Source organism: Halomonas korlensis, from assembly GCF_900116705.1.
Taxonomy (GTDB): Bacteria; Pseudomonadota; Gammaproteobacteria; order Pseudomonadales; family Halomonadaceae; genus Halomonas; species Halomonas korlensis.
On record NZ_FPBP01000002.1, the window covers coordinates 414,994 to 441,695 of the forward strand.

The following is a 26,702-nucleotide window of genomic DNA, read 5'->3' on the forward strand; positions in this document are numbered from 1 at the left end:
TGGCGTGAAGCTTAGCTGGCTGAATCGTGTCACCTAGTATGTTTTAATGCTGGCCGGATTGCTCGCGGTTGGCAAGTCCGAAGAACTACAACTTTGGCAGGGGGTAGGCAGACCGGCTGGCTGGTAAACTGCCTTCGTCACACGCAGGGGTATTTCATGACACTCGCCGAAATCGCCCGCCTGGCCGGCGTCTCACGGACCACCGCAAGCTATGTCATCAATGGCAAGGCACGCGAACGTCGCATCAGTGTCGACACCGTGGAGCGGGTCATGGCCGTGGTGAACAAGCACAGTTTCCGGGTCGACGCGCAGGCCGCCGCCCTGCGCCGAGGGGCGAGCCGCCTGCTGGGCCTGATCGTTCCCGACCTGGAGAACGCCAGCTATGCCCGCCTGGCCAAGCGGCTCGAGCGTGGCGCCCGCGAGCAGGGCTATCACCTGCTGATCGTGGGCTCCGACGACGACCCGGAGAGCGAGCGCGAACTGGCCCTGGCGCTTCGTGCGCAGCGCTGCGAGGTGATCATCACCGCCAGCTGCCTGCCGATGGAGGATGGCTTCTATCGCGAGATGATGGCGAGTGGGCTGCCGATCGTTGCCATGGACCGCGGCCTGGACCCGCAGCATTTCGCCAGCGTGGTAGGCAACGATCGCGATGCCGCCGAGCGTCTGACCCGCTCGGTGCTCGATGAGTCGGTCACGCGTATCGCCTGGCTGGACGCCGTACCCGCCCTCTCGATCAGCCGGGAGCGCCGCGCCGGCTTCCAGCAGGCGCTGGCCGGCAGTGCCGTGGAGGTCATTCCGAGCAGCGCCAAGCGCTACGATCGCAGCGACGGTGCGCAATTGATGCGTGAGCTCCTCGATCAGCATGGTCTGCCGGATGCCCTGGTGACGGCTTCCTACACGCTACTTGATGGCGTGTTCGACGTGCTGCTCGAGGACGGCGGTCTGCCGCAATCGCTGCGCCTGGCCACCTTCGGCGACAGCCGCCTGCTCGATTTCCTGCCGCTGCCGGTCAATTCCGCGGTCCAGGATCACGACCGCATCGCCATGGAGACCCTGGCGTGCGCCCTGGCGGCCTCGCGGGGCGAGTATCATCCCGGCGAGCAGGTCATTGCGCGGACGCACCATTGGCGCCTGCCGGAACGCGCGGCTCTCTTCGACTGATCCGCTCTAGATGATCCGCTTAATCGGACTCGCTTCACGGGGCTCAGCTTGACGTCGACCAGGATTCGAGCCCTTGCAGCGTGAGCATCAGGCACCGCTTCAGGTCATGAATGACTACGCCGGCCTCGCCCAGCTGGCCCTCCCTGCCCAGGCGTTCCAGCAGCGCGGCAAGCCCGGCCACCTTCACTGCACCGAGGCTCGACGACTCACCCTTGAGTTGATGGGCCAACTGGTTGACGCGCTCCGACGAGGCCGCACCGAGGGCCTGATCGAGCTCGGCAAGGCGCGTCTCGACCTGCTCGCGATAGAGCGCGATCAGCGACGCCAGACCATGCTCGCCAAGGTTCTCACGCAGCGCCGCCAACGTGGCCTGGTCAAGCGACTGGTCGGTTATATGCGGCTCGGCCCCGGCCGGCTTGGCGAAAGAGGCGACAGCTTGTGAGCCGATGTCGGTCTTGTGGAGATGACGGCGCAACACCGCCTCCAGCGCCTCCTGAAACAGCGGCTTGGTCAGATAGCCGTTCATGCCGGCCGCCAGGCAGCGGGGCTGCTCGCCTCCGGGACCGCCGGCGGTCATGGCAATGATCGGCACCTCGCCGCACCAACCACCACGCGCCCGAAGACGCCGTGTTACCTCCAGGCCGTCCAGGTCAGCCATCTGCACGTCCATGAAGATCAGATCGAAACGCGTCTGCTCGGCCTTTTTCAGCCCCTCGGTACCACTCTCGGCGGCGCTGACACGACAGCCGAAGCGTTCCAGCATCGCCACCGCTACCTGGCGATTGACCGGATTATCCTCGACCACCAATAGCTGCGACTCGTCGAGCCGGACAAGGGGGGAGGCTTGGCGTGTCGATTCGACCGGGTCGTTATCCGCGGCCATCATTGGTAGTTCAAACCAGAAACGACTGCCCACGCCGGGCTCGCTCTGCACCTCCAGGTGTCCCCCGAGGGCTTCCACGAGACGGCGACAGATCGCCAGTCCCAGGCCGGTTCCGCCGAAATGCCGAGCCGTGGAGGCGTCACCCTGCTGGAAGGGCTCGAAGAGTCGCGGTAGCTGTTCTGCGGTGATGCCACCCCCCGTGTCGATCACGTCGAAGCGCAGCCGACCCGGCTCGGAAACGGTTGCCATCAGCAGAATTTCGCCTTGATCGGTGAATTTGATGGCATTGGAGAGCAGGTTCAACAACACCTGACGCAACCGCCCGGGATCGCTGATCACGCGGGGCGGCAGCCGCGGATCGAGATGACTGGCCAGCCGAACGCCTCGCGACTCGGCACGATGGGCAAACAGTGCCATGACCCCCTCGACCAGCTCGCTTAAGGCCACGGGACGCGACTCAAGCTCCAGCCGGTCCGCCTCGATCTTTGAAAAGTCCAGCAAGTCGTTGATCAGCTCCAGCAGCAGACCGGCGCTGTTGTGGATGGTATGGGCATAGTGACGCGGACGTCCCTCTAGCGGCTGGTCGAGCAGTAGGTCGCTCATGCCGATCACGCCGTTGAGCGGCGTGCGAATCTCGTGACTGACGGTGGCCAGGAAAAGCGACTTGGTCTCGTTGGCGGTCTGGGCGCGCCGGGCCGTGGCTTTGAGTTCTTGGCTCAGGACTTCCAGCTTGCGACGAGCCGCGGCATTGTCGCGAGCCTCGCGAAACAAAAACATCACGACCAGCATCGCCGCCACGCTCATGGCCAGGATAAGCGCCATCAGCAAGGCGTAGAGGGACTGCAATTGCTGGCGTTCTTGCGTCGCGCTGTTGGCCAGGTGGCCGTTGATGGCGATGATCAGCGGCTCGGTGCGTTGACTCAAGGCGTCAAGCCGTTGTGCCAACTGCGACCGGGTATCGACGTCGAGCGCTTGCAGCCGCTCCAGCTGGCGGTCCAGCACCTCGATGCGCGCTCCGACCTCCTCCATCAGCGCCACGGCCGTTGGAATGACCTCGATCAGCTCGGCCACGTCGCCGCGACGCAACAGGTTCAAACGGCCGTACACCAGTTCGAAGCGCCTACGCAGATCCTCCATGGCAGGCTCTGGCTGGCGCAAGTAGTGCCATAGCTGCAGGGTATCGCGATCGAGCTTGTAGGCATGCCAGACGGCATCGCCACCGACGCTGCGGGCGAGGCTCTCCTGGCGCCAGGAGGCGAGCCCCACCACCACCAAGGCAGCCGCAAAAAATATCAGCGCACTGGTTGCGCCCAACTTGAGACGCAAGGGATACCGCAGCATTCGCGAACTCAAGGGCCGGACATCAGGGTACATGCAGGTGATTTACCTGCCATACGGAACGAAAGCGGATCATTTCGGTGAGCAGTTCAGGATAATCATCGAAGGGGTATAGCACGAACAGCGGCCCCATATCGCGGATCGCCATGGTTTCGCCATTGTGTTTCATGGCCAGTATCACGTCGTAGGTTTCGAGATCGGACACCGGAATTTCGGCTTCGAAGCCGTCAAGGGCCTGAACGTGGACGACCTCCCCGCGAGCCCCGACCGCCGAGAGTATTGCCCGAAACAGCGGGCCTTCGAAGCGCCCGGGCTCGCGATGCCAAGGCGTGCTGGTCTCGATGACACACGACTCAAGCGCCATCAGCATATCGCGATCAAGATGGGCCTGCGCACCCGCATTGGTACGTTCGATATTTCCACTGATGGTGAGGATCACCTCTCCTGTGGGAGTCGACAGCGGCTCGGCCACCAGCGACGTGGATGCCAGCTGCAAGCCGATGAACAAGAAGGCCGACAGGCCGGACATGACGCACCGGGGCATGAGCATCATCCTTCTAGCGATCCGATCATGGCGATAACAACACGCTACGCTCGGCAGGTGCCCATCCCTTGCGCCTTGGAGGCATATCAGGGGGGTGGCACGCGTTCGTCGGGTAGCGTGTCGGGAATATCTTCGAGTCCGGCAAGGAAATTCTCGAGGCGTGAGACACGGATTTCGAGCCCGGCGTTACGATGCATCTGACGCGACAGCAGCACCAGCTCGGGGTCGCCGAGCTCGGCTTCCTCAAGCTGGTCATGGTAGGCATCGATGAAGTCCAGGTCGGCATTACGGCTGGCCTGCCAGGCCAGATCGGCGGATTCCAGTGCGTCTCTTGCCTGCTCACCCAACACGCTCGACAGCCGCTCGGTCAGACGCGCCACTTCCTCTTCCCAGGCGGCCTCGGCTTCCCTGGCACATTCCAGCATATCTTGGGAGTGCGACTGGGTCTCCGCCATGCAGCTATCGAGCTGCAGGGCGATGGGATGACTGGCCGATCCTGCCTGCCCCCACGCCTGGAGGGGCAAGACAACACCGAACAGCATGACGCCACCCGCCCTTTTCCAGCGCTTGGCTATCCATTGCTTGGCAAGGACGCCTATCAACGGCTCAACTCGCTCTCTGAAGGTGCACCGCCCGCCGTGTCATCCATCGGCGTGATCCTGACCAGATCCTCGTAGGCATGCCAACTGGCATGGCCGAGTACCGGCAGGATCAAGGCCAGGCCGATGTAAAAGGTCATTACCCCGACCAGCACGCAGCCGGTAAGGATCGCGGCCCACAGCAGCATCGGGCGGAAGTTGCGCGCCACGGAGCGAACGCTGGCCTCGATCCCCTCCATGAAGGTCAGGTCCTGGTCCATCAGGGTCGGGATCGCCACCGCGCTGATGGTGAAGGCACCGAAGGCCAGGATGCCGCCCGCCACCGAGCCTACGGCGATCATGCCAAGTCCTTCCGGCGTCGTAAGCAGCGATGCATAGAGGGTTGTGGGGTTAGGCACCTCGAACCCGAAGAAAAGCGCGAAAAGCAGCGTGGCCAAGCGAATCCAGGCGAGGAAGAAGATCATCATCATCACGCCCATCATCGCCAACTGGCCGGCATGGCCTTTCCAGGCGCCGAAGGCATCTCCCAGATGAGGTGCACGGTTGGCCTCCAGTGCCTGGCTGATGCCATAGGAACCCACGGCCACCAGCGGGCCGATGAACATAAAGCCGGCCAGCATCGGCAGCAACCAGTGCCACAGCCCCAGCGTCACCGCGATGAAGGTAACCGCCATACTCAAGCCTACCCAGAACATGCCATAGGCCAGGCTGACTGCCGTGGCTTGACGGAAATCTTCGAAGCCGGCCGCCAGCCACGCCCGAGGCCTGTCGCTGCCGACGGGATTAATGTTAATCCTGACCCTGGGCGCTGCCGCCCTGGGTTGCTCTCGTGTCGATGCCGCGCTCATGAATTGACCCCTATTCCACCGGAAAGCTGGCTGTTGTTGATCTCTGTCCGTCAGGGTCGGCCACGACATGTGGGCCGTCATGCTCGGACACTGATGACATTACTTGAATCAAGGTGCATTGCTCAACGTACTTTAGCCGACCCCGGCCGTTGGTGCAGTGCGGCGAAAGGCGCAGACCACAACGCGACGACCCCAACCAATCGGCCAGGGTCGTCGCGTTGCTGAAGACACTGCCAGGCTCAGCGCACGATCATCACCGATATCTTGGCATGATGCACCACATGCTCGGCGTTGGGCCCCAGCACGTAATCAGCGAACTTGCGCTTGTTGTGGGAAGCCATGACGATCAGGTCCACCTCGAGTTTCTTCGCTGCCTTGACGATCGCCTCCCACGGCGAGCCATCAACGATGACGCTCTGTACCTGAATGTCCTCGGGCACGTTCGCCTTGATGAAATCGTGCTGTGCCTGGGTGATCGCCTCATGGGCCTTCTTGGCGAAGTCCCTGGGGAAATAGGACCCTACAATGGGCATGTGGTAGTCCGGCAGCACCGTGACCACATGCAGCGAGGCGCCGAAACTCCGGCATAGTGCCAGGGCGGTAGGCAGCGCCTTCGACCACGACGACTCCTGGTTCAAATCCACCGGCAACATGATCTTGCTGTACATGACATTCTCCTTCACGCGGTGGCGGTGGCGGCCGTATTGTCACGACGCCGGCGCTGCATCAGGACAATCAGACCGAAGACCAGAAAGGCAGGAATCCACATCCACTCCTTGGTCCAGCGGTCGACGGGGGCCAGCACCTCGATGATTTCCTGGTCAAAGTCGAAGCCGAGTTCCGCCGCCTGGCTGCCATAGGCCACCATATCGACGGTCGCCGTGTCGTCCTCGATCAGAAGCTCCATGCCCAGGTTATCGAGCCGCTCCTGCCCGGTCTCGCCCTCCGGCACCGGCAGGGTCATGTAGGTGGTCAAGCGATCGCCATACGCATCGACACCGGCAATCTGCAAGCGCAGGGTGGAGTCCTCATCAACATCGCCCAGGGCCTCGACGAATTGCGCTGGCGGCACGGATTCATAGGGGTCATGAATCATGTCCATCCAGAATCCGGGCCGAAACAGCGTGAACGCGATCAGCAGCAGCACGATGGATTCATACCAACGGTTGCGAGTAATCATGAACCCCTGGGTCGCCGCGGCGAAGATCAACATGGCGATGGTCGACACCACGAAGATCAGGATGCCCTGCAGGAAGGTGACATCAATCAGCAGCAGGTCGGTATTGAAGATGAACAGGAACGGCAGCGCCGCGGTTCGCAGGCTGTAGTAGAAGGCCTGGAAGCCGGTTCGAATGGGATCGCCGCCCGACACCGCTGCCGCCGCGAAGGACGCCAGCCCCACCGGCGGCGTGACGTCGGCCATGATGCCGAAGTAGAACACGAACAGGTGCACTGCGATCAGCGGCACCAGCAGGCCGTTCTGCGCCCCCAACTGCACGATGACCGGCGCCAGCAGCGCCGAGACGACGATGTAGTTGGCCGTCGTGGGTAGCCCCATGCCGAGGATCAGGCTGAGCACCGCCGTGAGCAGCAGGATCAGCAGCAAGTTGCCCATGGCGAGAGTTTCCACCACTTCGGCCAGCACCAGGCCGACCCCGGTCTGCGACACGGCCCCGACGATAATGCCCGCGGTGGCCGTGGCGATGCCGATACCGATCATGTTGCGGGCACCGGTGACCAGGCCGCTCCACAGATCCATGGCGCCTTCGCGCAGATCGGCACGCATGTCGCTGCGCCCCCGGAAGATCGAGGTAATGGGGCGCTGAGTAAGAATGATGAAGATCATGAACACCGTGGCCCAGAAGGCCGACAGCCCTGGCGACAGGCGCTCCACCATCAGACACCAGACCAGCACGATGACCGGCAGGATGTATTGAAGGCCTACCAGCACCGTGGGCTTGGTCTGCGGCAGCGAGTAGATCGGCTGATTAGGATCATCCAACTCTAGCTCTGGGTAACCTGCCGCCAGCTTTAGCAAAGCGATATAGACCACCGTCAGCCCAACCGCGACGACCCAGGGCGTAGCATCCCCCAGCACCGGCTTGAGCCAGCCAAGGCCGTAATAGACCGCCAGGGCGGTGATCATCATCAGCAGCAGGCCACCGAGAAAGCCGATTACCTTGTTCGCCAGCGGCTTGGGCGGATTACTGCTCTGAAGCCCCTGCATATTGGCCTTCAAGGCTTCCAGGTGGACAATATAAACCAGTGCGATATAAGAAATCAGTGCCGGCAGGAAGGCATGCTTGATGACCTCGACGTAGGAAATGCCCACGTACTCGACCATCAGGAAAGCGGCGGCGCCCATGACCGGCGGCATGATCTGACCGTTGACCGAGGACGCTACCTCCACGGCCCCGGCCTTCTCGGCGGAAAAGCCGACGCGCTTCATCATCGGCACGGTAAAGGTACCGGTGGTCACGACGTTGGCGATCGAGGAGCCTGAAATCAGCCCGGTCATGGCCGACGCTACCACGGCGGCCTTGGCCGGCCCGCCGCGATAGTGACCGAGCAGCGAGAACGCCACCTTGATGAAATAATTGCCGGCGCCGGCCTTGTCGAGCAGGGCGCCGAACAGCACGAACAGAAATACGAAACTGGTCGAGACCCCCAGCGCGATGCCAAAGACCCCCTGGGTCGTCAACCACTGGTGGTTGATCAAACCGTACAGGCTAACCCCGCCATGCGAGAGAATGCCCGGCATCCAGGGGCCGGCGAGGCTATAGATGAGAAAGACCGACGCCACGATCATCAGTGGCGGACCTAGCGCTCGTCGTGTCGCCTCGAGCAGCAGCAGGATCCCCGCCACCCCGACGATCACGTCCTGCAGTATCGGCGCGCCGGGGCGCTGGGATAGCTGTTCATAGAACATGAACATGTAGGCGCCACAGAAGGCGGCGGCTGCCGCAAGCACCCAATCCTGAATGGGAATGCGGTCGCGTGGCGAGCGCTTGAGTGCCGGATAGGCCATGTAGGCCAGAAAAAGTGCAAAGGCCAGGTGAATGGAACGGGCTTCGGTGGCATTGAAGACCCCGAACCCCATCATGAAGGACAGCGGGGAGGCGATCCACAGTTGGAAGAGCGACCACGCCGCCGCGATGCTTACCAACAACTTCCCGGGCATGCCGGCTGGTTTGCGGGCTCCCGTGTCACTGGAGGCGACCATATCCTCCAGGTCTACCCCGCTTCCCGAAGACCTATTGTTATCGTCAGTCATATGCCTGCCCTGCTCCGAGTCGATTGACGCCTGATTGCCATATCGAAATGCCGAACAACATCCTGAACCAGAATGCGCGGCACCCTCGGGTAACCGCGCATTCCTTACCTAGGTAGCAACACCTCAGGCTGCAGGATTACTCGATCCAGCCCTGTTCACGATAGTAGCGCGCCGCCCCGTCATGCAGCGGTGCGGAAAGCCCCTCGCTGACCATCTCTTCTGGGTCAAGATTTTCGAAGGCCGGATGCAGGCGCTTGAAACGGTCGAAGTTATCGAACACCGCCTTGACGGTCTGGTAGATGACCTCCTCGTCGGCCTCGGCGGTAGTCACGAAGGTCGCCGCCACCCCGAAGGTCTCGACATCTTCGTCATTGCCCTTGTAAAGGCCCCCGGGAATGACTGACTTGGTGTAGTAGGGATATTCCTCGACGATGCCGTCGATATCCTCGTCATTCAATGGGATCAGGCGAGAATCGACGGTCGTGGTCGCCTCCTGAATGGACCCGTTGGGGTGTCCCACGACGTAGACCATCGCATCGACGTTGTTATCGGCGAGTGCCGCGGCCTGCTCGGCGGCATCGAGCTGAGACGCCAGGGAGAAGGTATCCTCGGTCCAGCCCTTGGCTTCCATTACCACTTCCATGGTATTGCGCTGACCAGAGCCCGGGTTACCAATATTGACGCGCTTGCCTTCCAGATCATCGAGCGTCTCGATGCCTGAGTCGGCACGTGCCAGCAGGGTCAACGGCTCACCATGGACGCGGAACACGGCGCGCAGCTCTTCGTAGGGTTCGCCTTCGAAATTGCCGGTACCGTTGTAGGCCTGATACTGGACATCGGACTGGGCGACACCCATGTCCAGTTCGCCAGACTTGATGCCATTGATGTTGGCAACCGAGCCGCCGGTGGAAGGCGCATTACACTTGATGTTGGACTCTTCCAGGCGGTTGACCAGGCGACAGATCGACTGACCGACCACATAGTACACACCGGTCTGACCGCCGGTGCCGATAGTGATGAATTGCTCGTCGTCCTGGGCCATGGCTGGTGACGCGAACATCGCCGCCCCCAGCAAAGCGCCGGAGAAAGCCGCAGTAGAAAATGCGTGGCGTTTCATGAACACACCTCAATTGGCATTGTGATCGTGGGATGGTGGCAAATCCTGCCCTTGGCAGGCTTGCCGACGGTTAAACCGCCCTTGACTACTTTAGCGAAAAATACGCCTGCTTGATGAGGACTTTTTTCCATAACGTTCAGTCTAGTCTTGCCTTACGTTTAGGGAACGTTAATTTTCGAGGCATCCGCCCTACGGTTAGCTAACGTTCCCCAGTGGCGGCTCCTGACCTTGGCCGTCGCCATGAGCTTGATGCACCGCCGCTGTGGCGGCCAGACTGAGACTCCAACCGACTATCTCGCGGAGGGCAACGACATGAACGCCATCATCGAATGCCTCCAGGGCGATATCGCCAACCAGCCCGACATCGACGCTGTGGTGAACGCCGCCAACGCCCGCCTGGAAACCGGCGGTGGCGTGGCCGGTGCGCTGCATCGCGCTGCCGGTCCGAGGCTTGCCGAAGAATGCCGGCCCCTGGCGCCGATTCGCCCTGGCCAGGCGGTGATCACCGGCGCCTACGCTCTACCCAATCGTTATGTCATCCATTGCCTGGGGCCGGTCTATGGCGTCGACGAGCCAGCCGACGTGCTGCTCGCCGACTGTTATCGTCAAGCGCTCGAGCTGGCCCACCGTCACGAGGTTTCCTCGATTGCTTTTCCGGCGATTTCCGCCGGCGCCTTCGGCTATCCCGCCGCCGAGGCGGCCCGCATCGCGCTTTCCACGGTGCTCGATAGCCTGCCCGAGCTTGCCGGACTCAAGCGGGTCCGCTTCGTGTTGTTCGATGCCGCCAGTACCGAGCTGTATCAACGCACGCTCGATACGCTGACATTTCACTGACATGATAAAGATGAGGACTGCGCGTCAGAGGTTGTAGCCCAGCACCCGCGGCAGCCACAGGGCGATCTCGGGGAACACCGCGACCAGCGCCAGGGCGCTGGCCATGGCGGCGACGAACATCAGCGCCCAGCCGATGGTCTGCTCCAGGCGGATCTTCGCCACCTGGGTGGTAACCATCAGATTCACCGCCACCGGCGGCGTGAACTGGCCGATGGCGATATTCATTGCCATCAGGATGCCGAACCACACCGGATTCCATTCGAAGTGCTGCATGACCGGGATCAGGATCGGCATCATGATCAGATAGATTGAGATCGCGTCGAGCAAGGTGCCGGCCACCAGCACGGCGAGCATGATCAGCAGTAGCATCCAGGTGCCGTTATCGGACAGGCCAATGATCCACTCGGCGAGCTCGCGAAAGGTCCCCAGCATGGTGCCCGCCCAGGCAAAGATGCCGGCCAGCGCGATGATCAGCATCACCACCCCGGAGATCACCGCCGCCTCGCCGAACAAGGCCCAGAGGTCGCGCAGGCTGAGCTCGCGCGTCACGAACAGGCCCACCAGCACGCCGTAGGTGACCGCTACCACCGCCGCCTCGGTCGGCGTGAAGAGCCCCGAGCGCAGCCCGCCGAGAATCAGCACCGGGGCGAACAGCGCCGGCAGCGCCTGCTTGAAGGCCTCCCCTACCTCGGGGCGATCGGCGTTATCGACTGACGCGTCATCGCCTTCCCGACCACTCCCCTCCCAACCATAGCGTTTCGAGACCAGCAGCGCCGGCACCAGCAGCGCCAACCCGGCCAGGATCCCGGGAAACAGCCCGGCGGCGAATAGCGCCCGCAGGTCAACGCCCGGCACCACGATGGAATACAGAATCAGCGCCACCGAGGGCGGAATCAGGATCGCTGTGGACGCCGACGCCGCGATCAGCGTGGCCGAGAACGGCTTGGGATAGCCGGCCCTGGTCATGCTGGGCAGCATCACCATGGCCACCGCCGCGGCATCGGCCGGGCCGGAACCGCTCATGCCGCCCATGATCATGCACACCAGCACCGCCACCAGCGCCAGCCCGCCGTGACGCGGGCCGATCAGCGCCTGGGCGAAGCGCACCAGGCGCAGCGCCACACCGGAGCGCTCGAAGATCAGCCCGGTCAGGATGAACAGCGGAATCGCGATCAGCGGGTACTTGGCGATGCTGTTATAGGTGTTGGTGCCCAGCGTCGCCAGCATGGCGGGTGACAGGCCGGTGACGATGCCCACCGCGCCGGAAAGCCCCAGCGAGAAGGCGACCGGCACCCCGGCCACCAGCAGGCCCGCAAAGGCGAGCAGCATCCACAGATCAGGACTCATCCTCGAGCCTCCCGCGCAGGCGGTCCAGCGTCTGCTGGGCCAGGCGCACCAGCATGGCGGCCGACAGTACCGGCAGCCAGACGACATACCACCACTGCGGCAGGCCGAGCCCCGGCGACAGCGACCCCCATTGGTATTCCTGCCAGGCAAGCTTGCCGCCGAACCAGGTGATCAAACCCAGCACCACGCTGCCGCACAGCCATTGAAAGACGATCAGCACCTTGCGCGGGGCGCCGGGCAGCGCCCGCTCCAGCAGGCCGATGCGGATATGGCCGTTGCGCCGCAGGGCCACCGAGGCGCCGGCAAACGTCACCACCACCATCAGGAACACCGAAAACTCCTCGGTGAACGCGAGCGACCCCCCGGTGACATAGCGCGTCACCACATTGGTCAAGCTGATCAGCGAGATGATCACCAGCGCCAGCGACGCCAGCACGCGCTCGAGGCGCGCATCGGGTAAGCGTTTCATCATGGCCTCATGCCAAGCGGCCGGCGCCAGAAGGCGCCGGCCGGTCGACTAGCTTGCAGGGTTCAGCGCGACTCGATGTCGGCCTGGGCCGCCTCGACCAGCGACTCGCCGATCTGGGCTATCCAGTCATCGTGAACGTTGCGGGTCGCTTCCACGAACGCCTGAAGCTGGTCATCGGAGAGCTCCGTCACTTCGACGCCGCGCTCCTGGATCGCCGCCAGACGCTCGCTTTCCTGCTCGCGCGTCATGGCGATTTCCCACTCACCGGCCTCGATGGCGGTCTCGCGCAGGATCGTCTGCTGGGCCTCGTCGAGCGACTCCCAGACCTGGCGATTGACGGCGAAGATCAGCGGGTCGTTCATGTAGTTCCAGAGCGTCAGGTGCTCCTGGCCCACCTGGTCGATACGCGCCACATCGAACACCGACAGCGGGTTCTCCTGGCCGTCCACCGCCCCGCTGGTCAGCGCCGGCTTGGCGTCGGCCCAGCTCATCTGCGTGGGGTCGGCACCCAGGGCATCGAAGGTATCCTGAAACAGCGGTGAGCCTACCACGCGGATCTTCAACCCCTCGAGGTCGGTCGGCTCATCGATAGGGCCCTGGGAGTTGGAAAGCTGGCGAAAGCCGTTCTCACCCCAAGCCAGGGGAATCACGTCGCGCGACTCGATGGCCTCGAAGACCATCTCCCCTGCCTGGCCGCCGGTGACGGCGTCCACCGCCGCCTCGTCGGGCATGAAGAACGGCAGCGAGAAGAGGTTGAGCTCCGGCACCTGGGGCGACCAGTTGATCGTCGAGCCGACGGCGGCGTCGATCAGCCCCGAGCGCATGGCGGAGAATTCACGGGTCTGATCGCCGGACACCAGCTGAGAGTTGGGGTAGACGCGTAGGGTGAGTTCGCCGTCGGTGCGCTCTTCCACCAGATCCGCCCACTTCTCGGCAGCCTGCCCCCAGGGAAAGGCATCGGGGAGCACAGTGGAAACGGAAAGCTCGCGAGCCTGGGCGGCGAGCGAGAATGACAGGACGGCAGCACCGGTCAGCACAGTGGCAAGCCGGGTGACATGGCGTGTGGTGGTCATGGCGTATCCTTGCAGCGGCGGCCCAGCGGGAACGCGGGCGCGTTATCGTTATGGCGAGCATGGCAACGCTCAGCCGTCACATTCTACGAAGTCGCGCGTTGAAAGCCAGCTCGCCGATGCCGGCTTCATTGACGCGCCAGGTCCCTATCGACTCACGCTAGCCCGACGCGGACCTGGCACTGTTTCGCAGCATCGGCGTGACGGGCAGCTTGATATGGTCGGGCCGCGATTCCGTCTGGTTGATCTGGTTGAGCAACAGCTCGGTGGCCTTGACGATCATCAGCTCGATGGGCTGCTGAAGCGTGGTGAGCGAATGGCTCGGCCAGGCGGCCATGGGAATGTCGTCGAAGCCGACGATGGAGACGTCCTGCGGCACCTTGAGTCCGAGTTCGTGGCGCAGGGTTTCCATGGCCGCGATGGCCATCAGGTCGTTGGCCGCGAAGATCGCGTCGGGGATCTGCCTTGCCGAGAACATCCGCCGCGTGGCAAAGCGTGCATCCTCGTAGCGGTAGTTGCCTACGTCCACGCCGTGACAGGTCATCCCGCGCTCGGCCAGGGCGGACAGGAACCCCGCCTGACGCTGCTCGTTGGTGGATGAGCCGATAAGCCCGCCGAGGAAGGCGATGCGCTGATGGCCGGACGCGGCGAGCAGTTGGCCCGCCCAGTAGCCGCCCTGATAATTGTCGCAGCTGACCTGGCTGATGCCCTCGTAATCGACGGTACGGTTGATGATCACCACCGGCACGCCGACCGCCGCAATCTCACCGGCCTGGGCGCGAGTGATGGAGATCGCCAGCATCAGCACGCCTTCGACCTGGCTCCTGAGAATATCGTCGATCACCTCGTCGAAGGCCTTGCCCAGTGGCGCCACGAACAGCTGCAGATGATAGCCACGAGCCTGAAAGAACTTCGAGGCCCGCTCCAGCACGCTCGAATAGAAGGGGTTTTCCAGGCTGTAGATCACCACCGCGATAGTCTTGCTCGAGCGCGTGATCAACGAACGGGCGATGGTGTTCGGCCGATAGCCGAGCTGACGCGCGGCTTCGAGCACCCGCTTGCGGGTCTTGGCCGACACGCTGGCATTGGGAGAAAAGGAGCGGCTTACCGCCGACTGCGAGACACCCGCCAGCTGAGCAACATCTCGGGATGTCACGGACTTCATCTTCATCACAAGCGCTCATGCCGGAGGAAATCGCCGCATCACAAATGCCTGCCGAAGGCAGGCATCGTCTCGATCACGCGGCTCAAAAGCCTACCTTGTCCCCGCCCTTCAGGCCAAGCATGCCGCGCGCCTCATCGGGGGTGGCGACCGGCAGCGAGAGCCCCTCGAGAAGCTCGCGGGCCTTGTTCACCTGGCTGGCATTGCTCTGCGCCAGCTTGCCGGGCCCCAGCCACAGCGAATCCTCCAGGCCGACCCGCACGTTGCCGCCCATGGCGGCCGCCTGGGCGGCGATGCGCATCTGGCTGCTGCCTGCTCCCAGCACCGACCATTGATAGTCGCTGCCGAACAGCCGATCCGCGGTACGACGCATGTGCAGCACATCCTCGGGATGCGGGCCGATGCCGCCGAGAATGCCGAACACGCTCTGGATGAACAGCGTGCCGTCGATGATGCCGCGATCCATGATATTGCGCAGGCTATAGAGGTGGCCGATGTCGTAGCATTCGCATTCGAAGCGCGTGCCGTTCTTCGAGCACAGCGTCATGATCTTCTCGATATCGGCGAAGGTGTTCTTGAAGACCAGGTCGTGGCTCTTCTCGAGGTGCTCGCGCTCCCACTCGTGCTTGAAGGTATTGAAGCGCTGCAACATCGGGAACAACCCGAAGTTGATCGAGCCCATGTTCATCGACGCCAGTTCCGGCTGGAACTCGATGGCCGGACGCATGCGCTCCTCCACCGTCATGTGCGGGCTGCCGCCGGTGGTGAGGTTGATGACCGCCCCGGTGGCCTCCTTGATCTGCGGCAGGAATTTCTCGAATACCGCGGGATCCTGGGTCGGCTTGCCGGTCTCCGGGTCCCGCGCATGCAGGTGCAGGATCGAGGCGCCGGCCTCGGCCGCGGCAATGGCCGACTCGATGATTTCCTCGGGCGTCACCGGCAGATGCGGGGACATCGAAGGGGTGTGAATCGCACCGGTCACGGCGCAGGTGATAATGACCTTTCGCTGGGTCGCCATGGGCGTCTCCTTGTTGAATCGATTTGTTGATGTGATTTCAGGCATCGTTGGCGGCTTGCTGATGGGCCATCAGCGCCATCAACCGGCGATCGCGCCAGGCTTGTCGCTCAGCCAGGCCCTCACTTGGCAATATGGCGCGGCGCTCGGCGTCGAGCGCCGCGAGTGTCTGCTCTTCCCAAGGGTCGCTGCCATCGCGCTGGGCATCCACATCGCGATACAGCGGCCCGTAGCGTCGGGCGTAATCGACCACCCCTGCCGGCGCATTAAGATCGATGGTCTCGAGCGGGCCCATGAACGACCAGCGCAGGCCGAGGCCATACTTGACGGTCTTGTCGAGATCTTCCGCCGAGACATAACCATCGCGGAACAGCCGTAAGGCCTCGTTGAGAAGCGCGCCCTGCAGACGATTGAGAATGAACCCCTGCACTTCGCGCTTGACCAGAATCGGTTGCTGTCGCACTGCCGTCATCAACGCCATCGTGCGCTCGACCGCATCGGCGCTGGTCGCCGGGGTGGGCACCACCTCGACCAGGGGAATCAGATAGGGCGGATTCACCGGATGCGCCACCAGGCAGCGCTCCGGATGGCGCAGGTGGTCGGTGAAGCGCGACGCGGCGATCCCCGAAGTCGAACTCGCCAGGATGGTGTCGGCCGACACCACCGCCTCCATCGCGGCATAGATCTCGCGCTTGGCCGCGACGTCCTCGGGACCGCATTCCTGCACGTAGCCGACGTCGCCAAGCGCCCGGCCCAGATCCGGCTCGATGCTGATACAGGCCATGACCGCGTCGGGGTCATCGACCAGACCGTAGCTCACCAGGTCCTCGAGCGAGGTGCGAATGGCCCCGCGGGCCTGGGCCAAAGCCGGCTCGCTGACGTCATACAGACACACCGGCGTACGCGCTCTGGCAAAGACGATCGCCCAGGCCCGGCCGATCAGCCCGGCTCCTATCACGGCAACCTTGTTGGTCATGTGCTTTCTCCCGCGGTATGGATTACAAGGTTTCGACGTTGCCACAGACACTGAGCGCCTGACCGGAAATATTGCTGCCTCCCGGCGCAGCCAGGAACAGCGCCATGGCGGCAATGTCCGTGGCGTCCACCATCTTGCGCATGGAGACCTTGGAAAGATTCTCCTTTTCCATCTCCGCGTAGCTGATCCCGCGCTTGTCGGCGCGGTCGCGGATCACCTGCTCGATACGCGGTCCGCTGACGATGCCCGGCAGGATGGCATTGACGCGCACCCCGTCCGGGCCGAGCTCACAGGCCAGGCTCTTGGTCAGGCCGACCACCGCCCACTTGCTCGCGGCGTAGGGCGTGCGATAGGCAAAGCCCAGGCGGCCGGCTACGGACGCCATGTTGATCAACAGCCCCTGGCTCGCGCGCAGCAACGGCGCGGCGCGGCTGGCGACGAAATACTGGCCATTGAGGTTGATGTCGATGGTCTTGCGCCAGTCGCTGGAAGCGATCTCGTCGATACCGCCGGTCGGGCCGGCGATACCGGCATTGTTGACGACGATATCCAGGCCACCGAGGGCGGCCGCGTCGTTGAACACACGCTCGACCTGATCTTCCTGGCTGACATCCGCCACGCTGGAGGTGATGCCCTCCGGCAGCGTCTCAAGCCCCGCCTCATCGATGTCGCAGACGTGAACCCGCGCACCCGCCTCATGGAAGGCCACGGCGATTTCGCGGCCGATTCCGCTGGCCCCGGCGGTGATCAGTACTCGGAGACCATGGCGCGGCGCCAGGCTTTCTACAACGGTCATAGGGTTCTCTCCTTGAATGGGCTTACAGAGAAGGCAGCCAAGTGGACAGGAAGGGAAGCATGCTGATGATCAGCAGGTTGATGAGTACGATGCCGACGAAGGGCATGACGGACCAGGTGAGGCGAGCGATACTGATATTGGCAATCTGGGACGCCACGAAGAGGTTGAGCCCTACCGGTGGGGTGAACATGCCCATCGCCAGATTGACCACCATGATGATCCCGAAGTGGACCGGGTCGAAGCCGAAGCTGATCGCAATGGGCAGAAGAATCGGCACGAAGATCAGGATCGCCGCCGCCGCCTCAATGAACATCCCGGCAAACAACAGCAGGACGTTGGCCAGGATGATGAACAGGAAAGGACTCTCAATGGTCGAGATAGCGAATTGGGACACCATGTCAGGCACTCTCAACCGCTGAAGGATACGGCCATACAGCCCCGCAGCACCGATGATGCTCAGCACGATAGCGGTAGTGACAGCCGATTGCTTGAGGATGCCGACCAGGCTGCGCAACTCGATTTCTCGATAGACGACGAAGCCGATCATGAAGGAGTAGGCGACGGCGATGACGGCGGCTTCGGTCGGCGTGAAGATGCCGCCGTAGATGCCGCCCAGGATGATGACCGGCATGAGGATGGCCAGAATCGCCTTGCGCCCGGCACGCAGGACGTCTCCCCAGGAGCTCTTTTCGATACTCCCCCCCAGACCGTTGGCCTTGGCGAAGAAGTAGGCGAAGATCAGCAGGCTCAGCGTGACCAGGATGCCCGGCAGGATGCCCGCGATGAACATGTCCCCAACGGACACATTGGCGGCAATGGCATAAAGAATCAGCGGAATGCTGGGCGGGATGATGACGCCGAGGGCGCCTGAGGCGGCCTGGTTAGCGGCGGTATAGCCTCCGGGGTAGCCCTTGGCCAGCATGGCGGGGATCAGGATGGAACCGATGGCCGCGGTAGTGGCCGCGCCCGATCCTGAGATGGCCGCGAAGAACAGCGAGGTGACGATGGCCACCATCGCCAGGCCGCCTGTCATGCTACCGACCAGCGTGTTGGAGAAATCGACCAGGCGTTGGGATATTCCACCGCTCTGCATCAGGGAACCCGCGAGGATGAAGAAAGGAATCGCCATCAACGGGAAGGAGTTCACCGACGCGATGAGCTGTTGGGGGACAATCAGCATGGGTGACAAGTCCCCATGCCAAATAGTGACGGCAGAGGCCAGTCCGAGCGATAAGGCAATGGGTACGCCGATGATGAACAGCGAAATCAGCAGCAGGAACAAGAGGAGAGCCATCGTCAGTTCACCCCCTGCTTGGACTGGTTGGGTATGTCGAGTGCCTCATCGAGCAACAGCCCCAGGCTATTGATCATGATGACCACGCCTCCCGCAGGAATGGCCATATAAGGCCACATCATAGATATGCGGGTGCTGGGTGCTGTCTGGCTGGCGACCCGACCCATCAGGTCGTAGCCGTACTTAATCATGATAAATGCGAAGAGAGTGGAACACAGGATGACGGCAATCCGTAGCAGACGAGCCAGCTTTTTTCCGGCGTGTTCCAGCAAGATATCCACGGAGATCAGGGTACCCTTGCGATAGGCATATCCGACGCCGAGAAACGTCAACCAGAGCATCGCGAAGCGGGCGATCTCATCGGAAAAGAACAGGGGACTGCCCACTACGAAACGGGCGAATACCTGCCAGAAGATGAGCACAGTCATCACCAGCAAGAGCCCGGCCAGCATCCAACCGATCAGACGATTGAATTCATCGATGGCTCTGTGGGCCAGCAATAGATAAGACTTCATGGCTGCCTCATGCGTCAGGAAGTCGCCCGCAGGAAGCATTGCCGCCTGCGGGCGTCGTGGGCTCAGTATTCGAAGTTGATGGCCGCATCGACGAGGTCTTCGCCGACGACCGAGGACCACTCCTCGAGCACCGGGCGCACGGCTTCGCGGAACGGCTCGAGATCAGGATGCGTCACCGTCATCCCCAGCTCTTCAAGTTGCACCAGATAGCGCGCCTCGAGTTCCTGGCTCGCTTCACGCTGCACCGGCAGGGCGATCTGCGCCGCTTCCAAGATGATTTCCTGGTCTTCTTCGCTGAAGGAATTGAACAGGTCCAGGCTCATCATCAATGGCGCTGGCGAATAGACGTGCTGGGTCATGTTCAGGTAGTCCTGAACTTCGTAGAAATTCACGTCATAGATGGTGGCCAGCGGATTCTCCTGGCTGTCCATCACACCCTGCTGGAGGGCGGTGTAGACCTCGGTCCAGGCCATGGGTGTGGCGTTGGCACCCAGTGCTTCCCAGGTATCGACCTGGACGCGGCTTTCCTGGGTACGATGGTTAATGCCTTCCAGGTCACTGGGCTTCTCGATCGGGCGCACCGAGTTGGTGTTGTGGCGAAAGCCGTTCTCCATCCACGCCAGGAACTTGACGTTCATGCCTTCCTCGGCCAACTGGGCGAGCTGCTCGCCATGTTCGCTGTCCAGGAAGGCATAGGCATGTTCGTGGTTCTCGAAGACGTAGGGCAGGTCGAAGAGCATGAACTCATCGACGAACCCGCCCATCGGGCCGGTGGAGGAGATACCCGCATCGATGATGCCAAAGCCCATGCCCTCGACGACCTCGCGCTCGGCACCCAGCGCGTTGTCGTAATGAGGCTCGATCGAAAGACGACCCTCGGAGAGCCTTTCGAGCTCCTCGCCGAACTTCAGCACCCCGATACCCTGCTGGGAATCCGGCCCGAGCGGCAGGCTGACATTGATCACCCGCTCGGTCCCGGCATGGGCCGCAGAGAGAGAAACGGCCATGACGGCGGTGGTCAGTAGGGTTTTTGTGAAGACGGAAACAGTGGCGTTGCGCATCTTGTACTCCTTGTTTGTGCCGGCAAGTTGCCTGTACCGGCAAGTGCGGTGAGGTTTACCGGCTCAGGGTGTTGGTCATCATTTGGCGGTTTTCGAAACCCGCCCGACGCATTTGTTGTCGTTGCGTCCGTAAGTTCTAGGCCAGCATGACTACGTATGCAAATATTGCTACCAATAATTCATCCCAATATTTCTTATCTCTATGATTTAACAGCAAATATACTTTAGTCTAAAAAATGACTACGTATTCATTATTTGGCGATCCGCATGGCGGCATGAGCGTCATGGTCAGCACCCCACGCGCAATACGGTCTGAATCAAGAACAAGAGCCCCGGACGGCAAGTCGGGGCGCGGGACGCGGACCGGGTCAGCTGGCCGGGGCGTCGGGCGCACAGAGCGCACCGCTGCCCGGCCAGCTCACGCAATCACCCACCCTGATGCCCTGCTCCTCGAAATACCCGGCATTGACCTCAAGCGCTGCCCCATAGGCGGCTCCCGGTCGGGTGACCGGGCACTCGCTGGGGCTCGATGCTTCACATGGCTGCATCGTCTCGATTGCCACGATTTGCCCCTCTTCACCGATGAAGGCGATATCCAGCGCAATACGCGTGCGGTACATCCAGAAGCCATTGCGTGACGACTGAGTCTGCGGGTAGAGAAACAACATCCCGGCATCTGGATCAAGATGGTCGCGATCCATCAGGCCCTTGCTGCGCTGGGCCTGGGTGCGGGCCGTCTCGACCATCAGCCGATGGGGCCCCTGGTCGCTGTGCACCACGACAGGCACCGTTCGCGGCGCTTCTTCGGTAGTCTCGGCCCGCAGGGAGCGCGGCATCAGGGTGGCGGCCGGCACCAGGACGACCAGGCCCTGCAGGAGTCGGCGGCGTGTCGGGTTCATGGCGATTCTCTCATAGCGGTTCACTCATAGCGGTTCACTCTCGATGGCCTTGTGGACATCCAGGGTGTCGGCGCCGGGCATCAGGTGGATGCCGGTGGCCAGCAGCGAGACCTGGACAGTTTCGCCGCGCGCCAGACCATTGCGGCGCGCGGCGTGGGTGGCGATCTCGAAACGCACAATAGCACCGTCATGGTCGACGGACAGCGATACCGAGGTAATACCGCCCAGCACGACCAGCTCGACGACGCGGGCCGTGACAGGGTTTTCCCGCTCGCCCTGGGAGGGTCGGTGGCGACGGTGCAGCACCACGTCGGAGTGCGGCAGGTACCAGTCGACTCGCTGACCGACCGCCAGGCGCTCCAGACCCCGCTCGACCTCCAGCCGATACCGTCCCCACTGCAGATACCGCTCACCGCCCTGCTCCACCACCACGCCGGTAAAGACATTATGACGATCGAGCAGTCGTGCCACCTCAGGACTTGCCGGGCGGCGGAACAGCGTGTCGGGGGGAGATTGCTGCAGGCTGCGGCCGGCATGCAGCACGCAGATCCGGTCGGCCAGGGCGCAGGCCTCATCCAGGTCATGGGTGACCAGCACGATGGGGATGGAGATCTGTTCGCGCAGCAGCGCCAGCTCGCGTTGCAGACGTCGCCGGGTGACCTGGTCCACCGCCGAGAACGGCTCGTCGAGCAGTAGCACCCTCGGCTGACGCGCCAGGGCTCGCGCCAGGGCGACCCGCTGGCGTTGACCGCCGGAAAGCTCGGCCGGGTAGCGGTCGGCCAGCCCTTCCAGTCGCACCCGCGACAGCCAGGTGAGCGCCTGTTCGCGACGTCTGGCCGCCGGCAGATGGTCCAATGGGACCATGATGTTGCCCAGCGCGCTGAGGTGGGGAAACAGCGCATAATCCTGAAAGACCAGCCCCACGCGCCGTTGCTGCGGCGTCAGCGACAAGCCTTTGCTGGCGTCGAACCAGCTCTCGCCGGCGCAGCGCACCCAGCCCCCGGCCGGCCGATAGAGGCCGGCAATGGCCCGCAGCAAGGTGGTCTTGCCGCTGCCCGAGGGACCCACCAGGGCCAGCAACTCGCCGGGCTCGCAGTGAAAGCTCGCGGCCAGCGGTATCGGACCTGCCTGGTGAAGCCCCACGTCGAGGCAGGCGGATGTCGCGTCGGGAGGGGATTTAGACATGTCGCCACCGGCGGCGCCCGGCCAGTCCATAGACAACGCCGATGGTCAGGAACGATACCAGCAGCAGCATGGCCGACATGATGGCGGCGCCCTGCTCGTCGAAGGCCTGCACCCTGTCATAGATGGCGATCGCCAGGGTGCGGGTTTCACCGTCGATGGAGCCTCCGACCATCAGGATGACGCCGAACTCGCCGAGGGTATGCGCGAAGGTGAGTGCCAGGGCGGACACAATGCCCGGCCAGACCAGCGGCAGCTCGATACGCCGGAACGTCTGCCAGGGCGACAGGCCGCTGCACCAGGCGGCCTCGCGCAGATTGGCGGGTATCGTTTCGAAGGCCCGCTGGATCGGCTGCACCGCAAACGGCAGATTGGCCACCAGCGACGCCAGCAGGATGCCGCTGAAGGTAAAGGTCAGCCCGTCTCCCGTGAGCCGCTGCCACACCGCCCCCACCGGAGCATCGGCACCGAACGACAGCATCAGGTAGAACCCCAGCACGGTGGGCGGCATGACCAGCGGCAGGGCCACCAGCGCCTCGCAGAACGGCTTGCCGCGAAAGCCTCCGCGCGCCAGCAAGCGCCCTAGCCAGAGGCCAAACGGCACCAGCAGCAGGCAGGTCGCAAGGGCCAGCTTCAACGAGACCGACAGCGCCGTCCAATCCATCAGGGTGAGCGTCCTTCCACGCTAGCGGCGTCCGGCGGCAGCGCGAACCCGTAGCGGGACAGGATGGCCCGGGCCTCGTCCTGCTGCAACCAGACATAGAAGGCGCGGGCCGTTTCGCCGGCCCCCTCGATCAGCACCATCCGCTGCACCAGGGGTTCGTGCCACGCCTCGGGAATCAATACGTGTTCCGCGCGCTCGGCAAGCGCGGGTGACCGGGCGAGCGAATAGGCGACAAGCCCCCCGCGGGCATCGGCGGAGAGCGCAAACTGGCCGGCCTGAGACACGTTCTCGCCGAGCACTCGCAGCTCGGCGGTGGCGTCCCAGAGCCCGGCGTGCCTCATGACCTGCCTGGCCGCCACGCCATAGGGGGCGTGCTCGGGATTGGCCAGGGCAAGGCGTGGGCGCGCCTGCCCTTGTTGATAAGCCGACAGGGCGTCACGTACACCGGCCAGCGGATCGTCCGCTTCCGGCAGGTCGTCTCGGCCGGCCCGCTGCAGCCAGGCCAGGCGGCCGATGGCATATACCACCCCGGCATCCTCGGTGCGGCCCGCCTCGTGAAGCGCATGCACATAGGCCTCGTCGGCGGAGAGATAGAGCTCGAAGGGCGCGCCCTGACCGATCTGGCGGCGAAAATTGCCGGAGGAGCCGAAATTCAACCGCAGCTCGCGGCCGGTCTGGTCCTGGAAGCGCTGTGCCGCTTCGGTGAGGGCAAACTGCAGGTCCGACGCCGCGGCCACGGTGGGCGGCCCGGCGATAACCGGCGCCGACAGCGTCAGCGCCAGCCCCAACAGCAGGGCGCGACATCCCGATCGTGTGAAGGATGGCATGGCGAGACTCCGACGGGCATGAATGCGCGCATTGTCCGATACGCCGGGGGTGCCGACAACCCGAGCGCGACGCCCGCCGCGGTTGGTGGCTTTGGCCTCAGACGCCAGCGGAGGCGATGCCGTTGAAGATCGCCCGCAGGTCGGTCTCCTCCTCGCGGGGGCCGAGATCGAGCAGCGCCTCGAGGCTCACCAGGTGGCGCTCGATGGCGCGGCGGGCACCCTCGGCGTCACCCTCGCGCAGGCTCTCCAACAGCCGTGGATGGTCACCCTTCAGGTAACAGGAGGCCAGCGAGGGCCGTTTGTAGAGGGCGATGACGATGGAGGTGCGCAGCACCAGGTCGGTGAGCATGGCGCCCAGCACCCGGTTGGGCGAACGCTCGGCAAGACGGTGGTGGATGGCCAGGGAGTGGGCGATGCGTCTGGGCTCATCACCGCGCCCGTAGGCCTCGGTCTCGGCCCGCGCCTCGGCCTCCAGGCTCGCCAGCACCTCGGGTTCGAGGCCCTGAGACGCCAATAGCGCGGCCACCTCGCCTTCCACCAGGCGGCGGGCGGCGAAGGTTTCGCGGGTCTCCTCCACGCTGGGCGCCCGTACCCGAGAGACCTGATTGGGACGCTGGTCGATGACATGTTCGGCGGACAGGCGGGTCAGGGCACGACGCACCACCGAGCGGCTGACGCCGAAGATCTCGCCCAGCGCCACTTCCGGCAGGCGCGTGCCTGGCGGCAGACGCTGGCTCAGCACCGCCTGGCGTACCTGTTCGACGATATGCCGGTCGCTGATCCGCTCGCCGGCGCGAATGGCCGCCTCGACGTCTTCCCTCCAGGATTGGCTCATGGGTGTCTCGCTGATGATGGTCCTGAAGGCACCTTCGCACTTTTCGCGCTGAATGACCACATACCGCGCACATCCTGTATACAGGATGATGCTCAGAAGTGGGTTGCCATCACCTCGCACACCGACAGCCGATCGTCCACCCGCAGCACCCGTCGCCACTTGTCGAAAGTCAGACAGGGATGGGAGGCGCCGAACGCCACGATATCGCCTACGCGCACATCGCCCACGCGCATGTCGCCCACGCGCATGTCGAAAGCCTCCTCGGGATGGGTCGGCAAGCGAACGAACGCATGCTGATCCATCAGCCTGACGACCTCCCAGCCGGCCACGCCGAGGTCCCGCCCGGGGCACCCTCCCTCACGATAGCGACGCTGCGCCATGGGCAAGCGGTCGCCACCGATATCCCGCTTGCCCATGGCGACGATGGCCAGCCCCGGTTCGGGAAGTGACTGCACCTGAGCGAACACTTCCAGTGCCGGCAGCAACCCTTGCTCGATCTCGGGGCGGCGTTGCAGCACACCACGCTGCGCTTCACGGTAGAGGCCATGGTCATGGACGACATAGCAACCGGGGCGCAGCACGGGTACGAAATGCTTGCCCAATCGTGCCTCATGAAAGACGCTGGCGATCAGGTCATACCAGGCAGACCCCGAGGCGGTGAGAATCGGCTCACGGGCCTCGAACAGCCCGTCGTGATCCAGCGCCTGGGCGGCCTCGACCAGATGCCAGGCATAGGCCCGCACGTCTTGCTGGGGCTCGTCACTGGCTATTACCCCTTCGTAACCCTCGAGACCTGCCAGCACCAGCGCCGGGGTTTCCAGGATCTGCTCGCCCAGCGCCAAGACCTCATCCTGATCACGACAGCCGCAGCGCCCACCCATGACGCCCAACTCGATCAACACCTTGAGACGCAACCCCCGCACCGCGAAGAAGCGCCCCAGCTGGCGTACGTTCTCGCTGCTATCGACCACGCAATAGAGATCCGCTCCCGCCTCGACCAGATCGGCGATGATCATCATGTTGGCCTCACCGACCAGCTGATTGGCCATCAGCAGCCGCGTCACACCGTGAGCGAAGGCCGCCCGACACTGCGGTGCCGTCGCCAGCGTGATGCCCCAGGCGCCGGCCTCTAGCTGGTGGCGGAACAGCGACGGCGTCATGGTGGTCTTGCCGTGAGGGGCGAGCCTTGCACCATGCGCATCGGCAAAGCGCTGCATCCACGCCAGGTTATGCGCCAGGGGGGCCTCGTGCACCACCGCCGCCGGCAGGCTGACGTCGGCCAACAGCCGGCACCCAGTCTCGGGGCGGCCCTTGTGGAGCCGTTCGGAGCCGGTCTCAGCGTACATGGCCGGCGTTCACATCGAGAATCTTCATGGTATTGGTGCCGCCATGGGCGTTCATGTGGTCGCCGCGCGTCAGGATCACGTGATCGCCGGGGCTGACGATGCCGTGGCGGACCAGCCGCGCCAGGGCATGGTCGTTGAGGTCGTTGGCGGCCATGTCGCTGGTGTCGAAGGGCAGCGACACCACGCCGCGATACAGCGCCATGCGCCGCTGGGCGACCGGGTTGTGCGCCAGGCCGACGATCGGCAGCCCGGAGCTGATCCTTGACGCGATCAGCGGCGTGTAGCCCGAGGCGGTCATGCAGGCAATGGCGCCCACCCCCGCGAGGTGATTGGCGGCGTACATGGCCGACAGCGCGATCGTCTCGTCGATCTGGCTGAAGCCCTCGTGGATGCGGTGCCCCGACTCCTGAATCACGCGCTCGCGCTCGGCGCCGAGACAGACGCGGTTCATGGCTTCGATGGTCTCCACCGGGAAGTCGCCGGCGGCGGTTTCGGCGGAGAGCATGACCGCGTCGGTGCCGTCGAGCACCGCGTTGGCGACGTCGAACACCTCGGCGCGGGTGGGCAGCGGCGACTCGATCATCGATTCCATCATCTGCGTGGCGGTGATCACCGCGCGGTTCAGCGTGCGGGCCTGCTTGATGAT

General features: G+C 63.6%; 26 protein-coding genes. 2 read left to right on the forward strand and 24 right to left on the reverse strand.

Going from position 1 to position 26,702, the window contains the following annotated elements:
• Positions 1–156: 156 nt before the first annotated feature.
• On the forward strand, positions 157–1,161 hold the full coding sequence (cra, locus tag BM341_RS04620) for a catabolite repressor/activator (protein WP_089793361.1): 1,005 nt from the start codon (positions 157–159) through the stop codon (positions 1,159–1,161).
• Between the two features lie 43 nt (positions 1,162–1,204).
• Here cra and BM341_RS04625 read toward each other — a convergent pair whose 3' ends face one another.
• The 7 genes from BM341_RS04625 to BM341_RS04655 form a co-directional block, all read right to left on the reverse strand.
• Complete coding sequence (locus BM341_RS04625) at positions 1,205–3,385, reverse strand: ATP-binding protein (RefSeq protein WP_089793363.1); 2,181 nt, start codon at positions 3,383–3,385, stop codon at positions 1,205–1,207.
• A 22-nt stretch (positions 3,386–3,407) separates the two neighbouring features.
• Positions 3,408–3,926, reverse strand: coding sequence for a putative pterin-binding protein (locus tag BM341_RS04630; RefSeq protein ID WP_245784161.1), 519 nt, complete (start codon positions 3,924–3,926; stop codon positions 3,408–3,410).
• 86 nt (positions 3,927–4,012) lie between these two features.
• On the reverse strand, positions 4,013–4,468 hold the full coding sequence (locus tag BM341_RS04635; protein ID WP_089793367.1) for a lysozyme inhibitor LprI family protein: 456 nt from the start codon (positions 4,466–4,468) through the stop codon (positions 4,013–4,015).
• 56 nt (positions 4,469–4,524) lie between these two features.
• Positions 4,525–5,373, reverse strand: a complete 849-nt coding sequence (locus BM341_RS04640; protein ID WP_089793369.1) for a DUF2189 domain-containing protein — start codon at positions 5,371–5,373, stop codon at positions 4,525–4,527.
• A gap of 239 nt (positions 5,374–5,612) precedes the next feature.
• Positions 5,613–6,041: a universal stress protein gene (locus BM341_RS04645; protein WP_089793371.1), complete on the reverse strand. Its 429-nt coding sequence runs from the start codon at positions 6,039–6,041 to the stop codon at positions 5,613–5,615.
• Between the two features lie 11 nt (positions 6,042–6,052).
• Positions 6,053–8,647, reverse strand: a complete 2,595-nt coding sequence (locus tag BM341_RS04650) for a TRAP transporter permease (RefSeq protein WP_089793373.1) — start codon at positions 8,645–8,647, stop codon at positions 6,053–6,055.
• Between the two features lie 136 nt (positions 8,648–8,783).
• On the reverse strand, positions 8,784–9,764 hold the full coding sequence (locus BM341_RS04655) for a TAXI family TRAP transporter solute-binding subunit (protein WP_089793375.1): 981 nt from the start codon (positions 9,762–9,764) through the stop codon (positions 8,784–8,786).
• Between the two features lie 312 nt (positions 9,765–10,076).
• Here BM341_RS04655 and BM341_RS04660 point away from each other — a divergent pair, with 312 nt between their 5' ends.
• Complete coding sequence (locus BM341_RS04660) at positions 10,077–10,598, forward strand: macro domain-containing protein (RefSeq protein WP_089793461.1); 522 nt, start codon at positions 10,077–10,079, stop codon at positions 10,596–10,598.
• Between the two features lie 24 nt (positions 10,599–10,622).
• Here BM341_RS04660 and BM341_RS04665 read toward each other — a convergent pair whose 3' ends face one another.
• The 17 genes from BM341_RS04665 to BM341_RS04745 form a co-directional block, all read right to left on the reverse strand.
• Positions 10,623–11,945 carry a TRAP transporter large permease gene (locus BM341_RS04665; RefSeq protein ID WP_089793377.1) on the reverse strand — a complete coding sequence of 441 codons (1,323 nt, stop codon included), beginning with the start codon at positions 11,943–11,945 and terminating at the stop codon, positions 10,623–10,625.
• Positions 11,935–12,414, reverse strand: coding sequence for a TRAP transporter small permease (locus BM341_RS04670; RefSeq protein ID WP_089793379.1), 480 nt, complete (start codon positions 12,412–12,414; stop codon positions 11,935–11,937). The genes BM341_RS04665 and BM341_RS04670 overlap by 11 nt, the downstream gene beginning before the upstream one ends.
• Positions 12,415–12,476: 62 nt before the next feature.
• Positions 12,477–13,487, reverse strand: coding sequence for a DctP family TRAP transporter solute-binding subunit (locus tag BM341_RS04675; protein WP_089793381.1), 1,011 nt, complete (start codon positions 13,485–13,487; stop codon positions 12,477–12,479).
• Positions 13,488–13,644: 157 nt separating this feature from the next.
• Complete coding sequence (locus BM341_RS04680) at positions 13,645–14,655, reverse strand: LacI family DNA-binding transcriptional regulator (RefSeq protein WP_089793383.1); 1,011 nt, start codon at positions 14,653–14,655, stop codon at positions 13,645–13,647.
• A gap of 76 nt (positions 14,656–14,731) precedes the next feature.
• Positions 14,732–15,664 carry a 3,5-dioxohexanoate:acetyl-CoA acetone transferase gene (gene kce, locus BM341_RS04685; RefSeq protein WP_089793385.1) on the reverse strand — a complete coding sequence of 311 codons (933 nt, stop codon included), beginning with the start codon at positions 15,662–15,664 and terminating at the stop codon, positions 14,732–14,734.
• 37 nt (positions 15,665–15,701) lie between these two features.
• Positions 15,702–16,637 (reverse strand): 3-hydroxyacyl-CoA dehydrogenase, encoded by a 936-nt coding sequence (locus BM341_RS04690; RefSeq protein WP_089793386.1) that lies wholly within the window; start codon positions 16,635–16,637, stop codon positions 15,702–15,704.
• Positions 16,638–16,659: 22 nt separating this feature from the next.
• Complete coding sequence (locus tag BM341_RS04695; RefSeq protein WP_089793388.1) at positions 16,660–17,433, reverse strand: SDR family oxidoreductase; 774 nt, start codon at positions 17,431–17,433, stop codon at positions 16,660–16,662.
• 22 nt (positions 17,434–17,455) lie between these two features.
• Entirely contained in the window at positions 17,456–18,727 is a 1,272-nt protein-coding gene (locus tag BM341_RS04700) for a TRAP transporter large permease (protein WP_089793390.1), read from the reverse strand.
• 2 nt (positions 18,728–18,729) lie between these two features.
• Positions 18,730–19,242 (reverse strand): TRAP transporter small permease, encoded by a 513-nt coding sequence (locus tag BM341_RS04705; RefSeq protein ID WP_089793392.1) that lies wholly within the window; start codon positions 19,240–19,242, stop codon positions 18,730–18,732.
• A gap of 62 nt (positions 19,243–19,304) precedes the next feature.
• Positions 19,305–20,303, reverse strand: coding sequence for a TRAP transporter substrate-binding protein (locus BM341_RS04710; protein WP_245784162.1), 999 nt, complete (start codon positions 20,301–20,303; stop codon positions 19,305–19,307).
• A 368-nt stretch (positions 20,304–20,671) separates the two neighbouring features.
• Positions 20,672–21,202: a DUF192 domain-containing protein gene (locus tag BM341_RS04715; RefSeq protein WP_089793394.1), complete on the reverse strand. Its 531-nt coding sequence runs from the start codon at positions 21,200–21,202 to the stop codon at positions 20,672–20,674.
• Positions 21,203–21,226: 24 nt separating this feature from the next.
• Positions 21,227–22,387, reverse strand: a complete 1,161-nt coding sequence (locus BM341_RS04720; RefSeq protein WP_245784163.1) for an ABC transporter ATP-binding protein — start codon at positions 22,385–22,387, stop codon at positions 21,227–21,229.
• Positions 22,380–23,048 (reverse strand): molybdate ABC transporter permease subunit, encoded by a 669-nt coding sequence (gene modB, locus BM341_RS04725; RefSeq protein ID WP_089793398.1) that lies wholly within the window; start codon positions 23,046–23,048, stop codon positions 22,380–22,382. The genes BM341_RS04720 and modB overlap by 8 nt, the downstream gene beginning before the upstream one ends.
• Positions 23,048–23,875: a molybdate ABC transporter substrate-binding protein gene (gene modA, locus BM341_RS04730; protein ID WP_089793401.1), complete on the reverse strand. Its 828-nt coding sequence runs from the start codon at positions 23,873–23,875 to the stop codon at positions 23,048–23,050. The genes modB and modA overlap by 1 nt, the downstream gene beginning before the upstream one ends.
• A gap of 97 nt (positions 23,876–23,972) precedes the next feature.
• Positions 23,973–24,710, reverse strand: a complete 738-nt coding sequence (locus BM341_RS04735; protein ID WP_089793463.1) for a GntR family transcriptional regulator — start codon at positions 24,708–24,710, stop codon at positions 23,973–23,975.
• A 92-nt stretch (positions 24,711–24,802) separates the two neighbouring features.
• A complete protein-coding gene (locus BM341_RS04740; RefSeq protein ID WP_089793402.1) occupies positions 24,803–26,056 on the reverse strand; it encodes an amino acid deaminase in 1,254 nt (417 codons plus the stop codon).
• A partial coding sequence (locus BM341_RS04745) for a pyruvate kinase (protein WP_245784164.1) occupies positions 26,046–26,702 on the reverse strand: 657 nt, incomplete at its 5' end. The genes BM341_RS04740 and BM341_RS04745, both read right to left, overlap by 11 nt.

What these genes read in the sequence shown, in the direction of transcription:
- cra (WP_089793361.1), top strand. Translation starts at nt 157, where the DNA reads ATGACACTCGCCGAAATCGCCCGCCTGGCCGGCGTCTCACGGACCACC.
- BM341_RS04625 (WP_089793363.1), bottom strand. Translation starts at nt 3,385, where the DNA reads ATGCTGCGGTATCCCTTGCGTCTCAAGTTGGGCGCAACCAGTGCGCTG.
- BM341_RS04630 (WP_245784161.1), bottom strand. Translation starts at nt 3,926, where the DNA reads ATGCCCCGGTGCGTCATGTCCGGCCTGTCGGCCTTCTTGTTCATCGGC.
- BM341_RS04635 (WP_089793367.1), bottom strand. Translation starts at nt 4,468, where the DNA reads ATGCTGTTCGGTGTTGTCTTGCCCCTCCAGGCGTGGGGGCAGGCAGGA.
- BM341_RS04640 (WP_089793369.1), bottom strand. Translation starts at nt 5,373, where the DNA reads ATGAGCGCGGCATCGACACGAGAGCAACCCAGGGCGGCAGCGCCCAGG.
- BM341_RS04645 (WP_089793371.1), bottom strand. Translation starts at nt 6,041, where the DNA reads ATGTACAGCAAGATCATGTTGCCGGTGGATTTGAACCAGGAGTCGTCG.
- BM341_RS04650 (WP_089793373.1), bottom strand. Translation starts at nt 8,647, where the DNA reads ATGACTGACGATAACAATAGGTCTTCGGGAAGCGGGGTAGACCTGGAG.
- BM341_RS04655 (WP_089793375.1), bottom strand. Translation starts at nt 9,764, where the DNA reads ATGAAACGCCACGCATTTTCTACTGCGGCTTTCTCCGGCGCTTTGCTG.
- BM341_RS04660 (WP_089793461.1), top strand. Translation starts at nt 10,077, where the DNA reads ATGAACGCCATCATCGAATGCCTCCAGGGCGATATCGCCAACCAGCCC.
- BM341_RS04665 (WP_089793377.1), bottom strand. Translation starts at nt 11,945, where the DNA reads ATGAGTCCTGATCTGTGGATGCTGCTCGCCTTTGCGGGCCTGCTGGTG.
- BM341_RS04670 (WP_089793379.1), bottom strand. Translation starts at nt 12,414, where the DNA reads ATGAAACGCTTACCCGATGCGCGCCTCGAGCGCGTGCTGGCGTCGCTG.
- BM341_RS04675 (WP_089793381.1), bottom strand. Translation starts at nt 13,487, where the DNA reads ATGACCACCACACGCCATGTCACCCGGCTTGCCACTGTGCTGACCGGT.
- BM341_RS04680 (WP_089793383.1), bottom strand. Translation starts at nt 14,655, where the DNA reads ATGAAGATGAAGTCCGTGACATCCCGAGATGTTGCTCAGCTGGCGGGT.
- kce (WP_089793385.1), bottom strand. Translation starts at nt 15,664, where the DNA reads ATGGCGACCCAGCGAAAGGTCATTATCACCTGCGCCGTGACCGGTGCG.
- BM341_RS04690 (WP_089793386.1), bottom strand. Translation starts at nt 16,637, where the DNA reads ATGACCAACAAGGTTGCCGTGATAGGAGCCGGGCTGATCGGCCGGGCC.
- BM341_RS04695 (WP_089793388.1), bottom strand. Translation starts at nt 17,433, where the DNA reads ATGACCGTTGTAGAAAGCCTGGCGCCGCGCCATGGTCTCCGAGTACTG.
- BM341_RS04700 (WP_089793390.1), bottom strand. Translation starts at nt 18,727, where the DNA reads ATGGCTCTCCTCTTGTTCCTGCTGCTGATTTCGCTGTTCATCATCGGC.
- BM341_RS04705 (WP_089793392.1), bottom strand. Translation starts at nt 19,242, where the DNA reads ATGAAGTCTTATCTATTGCTGGCCCACAGAGCCATCGATGAATTCAAT.
- BM341_RS04710 (WP_245784162.1), bottom strand. Translation starts at nt 20,303, where the DNA reads ATGCGCAACGCCACTGTTTCCGTCTTCACAAAAACCCTACTGACCACC.
- BM341_RS04715 (WP_089793394.1), bottom strand. Translation starts at nt 21,202, where the DNA reads ATGAACCCGACACGCCGCCGACTCCTGCAGGGCCTGGTCGTCCTGGTG.
- BM341_RS04720 (WP_245784163.1), bottom strand. Translation starts at nt 22,387, where the DNA reads ATGTCTAAATCCCCTCCCGACGCGACATCCGCCTGCCTCGACGTGGGG.
- modB (WP_089793398.1), bottom strand. Translation starts at nt 23,048, where the DNA reads ATGGATTGGACGGCGCTGTCGGTCTCGTTGAAGCTGGCCCTTGCGACC.
- modA (WP_089793401.1), bottom strand. Translation starts at nt 23,875, where the DNA reads ATGCCATCCTTCACACGATCGGGATGTCGCGCCCTGCTGTTGGGGCTG.
- BM341_RS04735 (WP_089793463.1), bottom strand. Translation starts at nt 24,710, where the DNA reads ATGAGCCAATCCTGGAGGGAAGACGTCGAGGCGGCCATTCGCGCCGGC.
- BM341_RS04740 (WP_089793402.1), bottom strand. Translation starts at nt 26,056, where the DNA reads ATGTACGCTGAGACCGGCTCCGAACGGCTCCACAAGGGCCGCCCCGAG.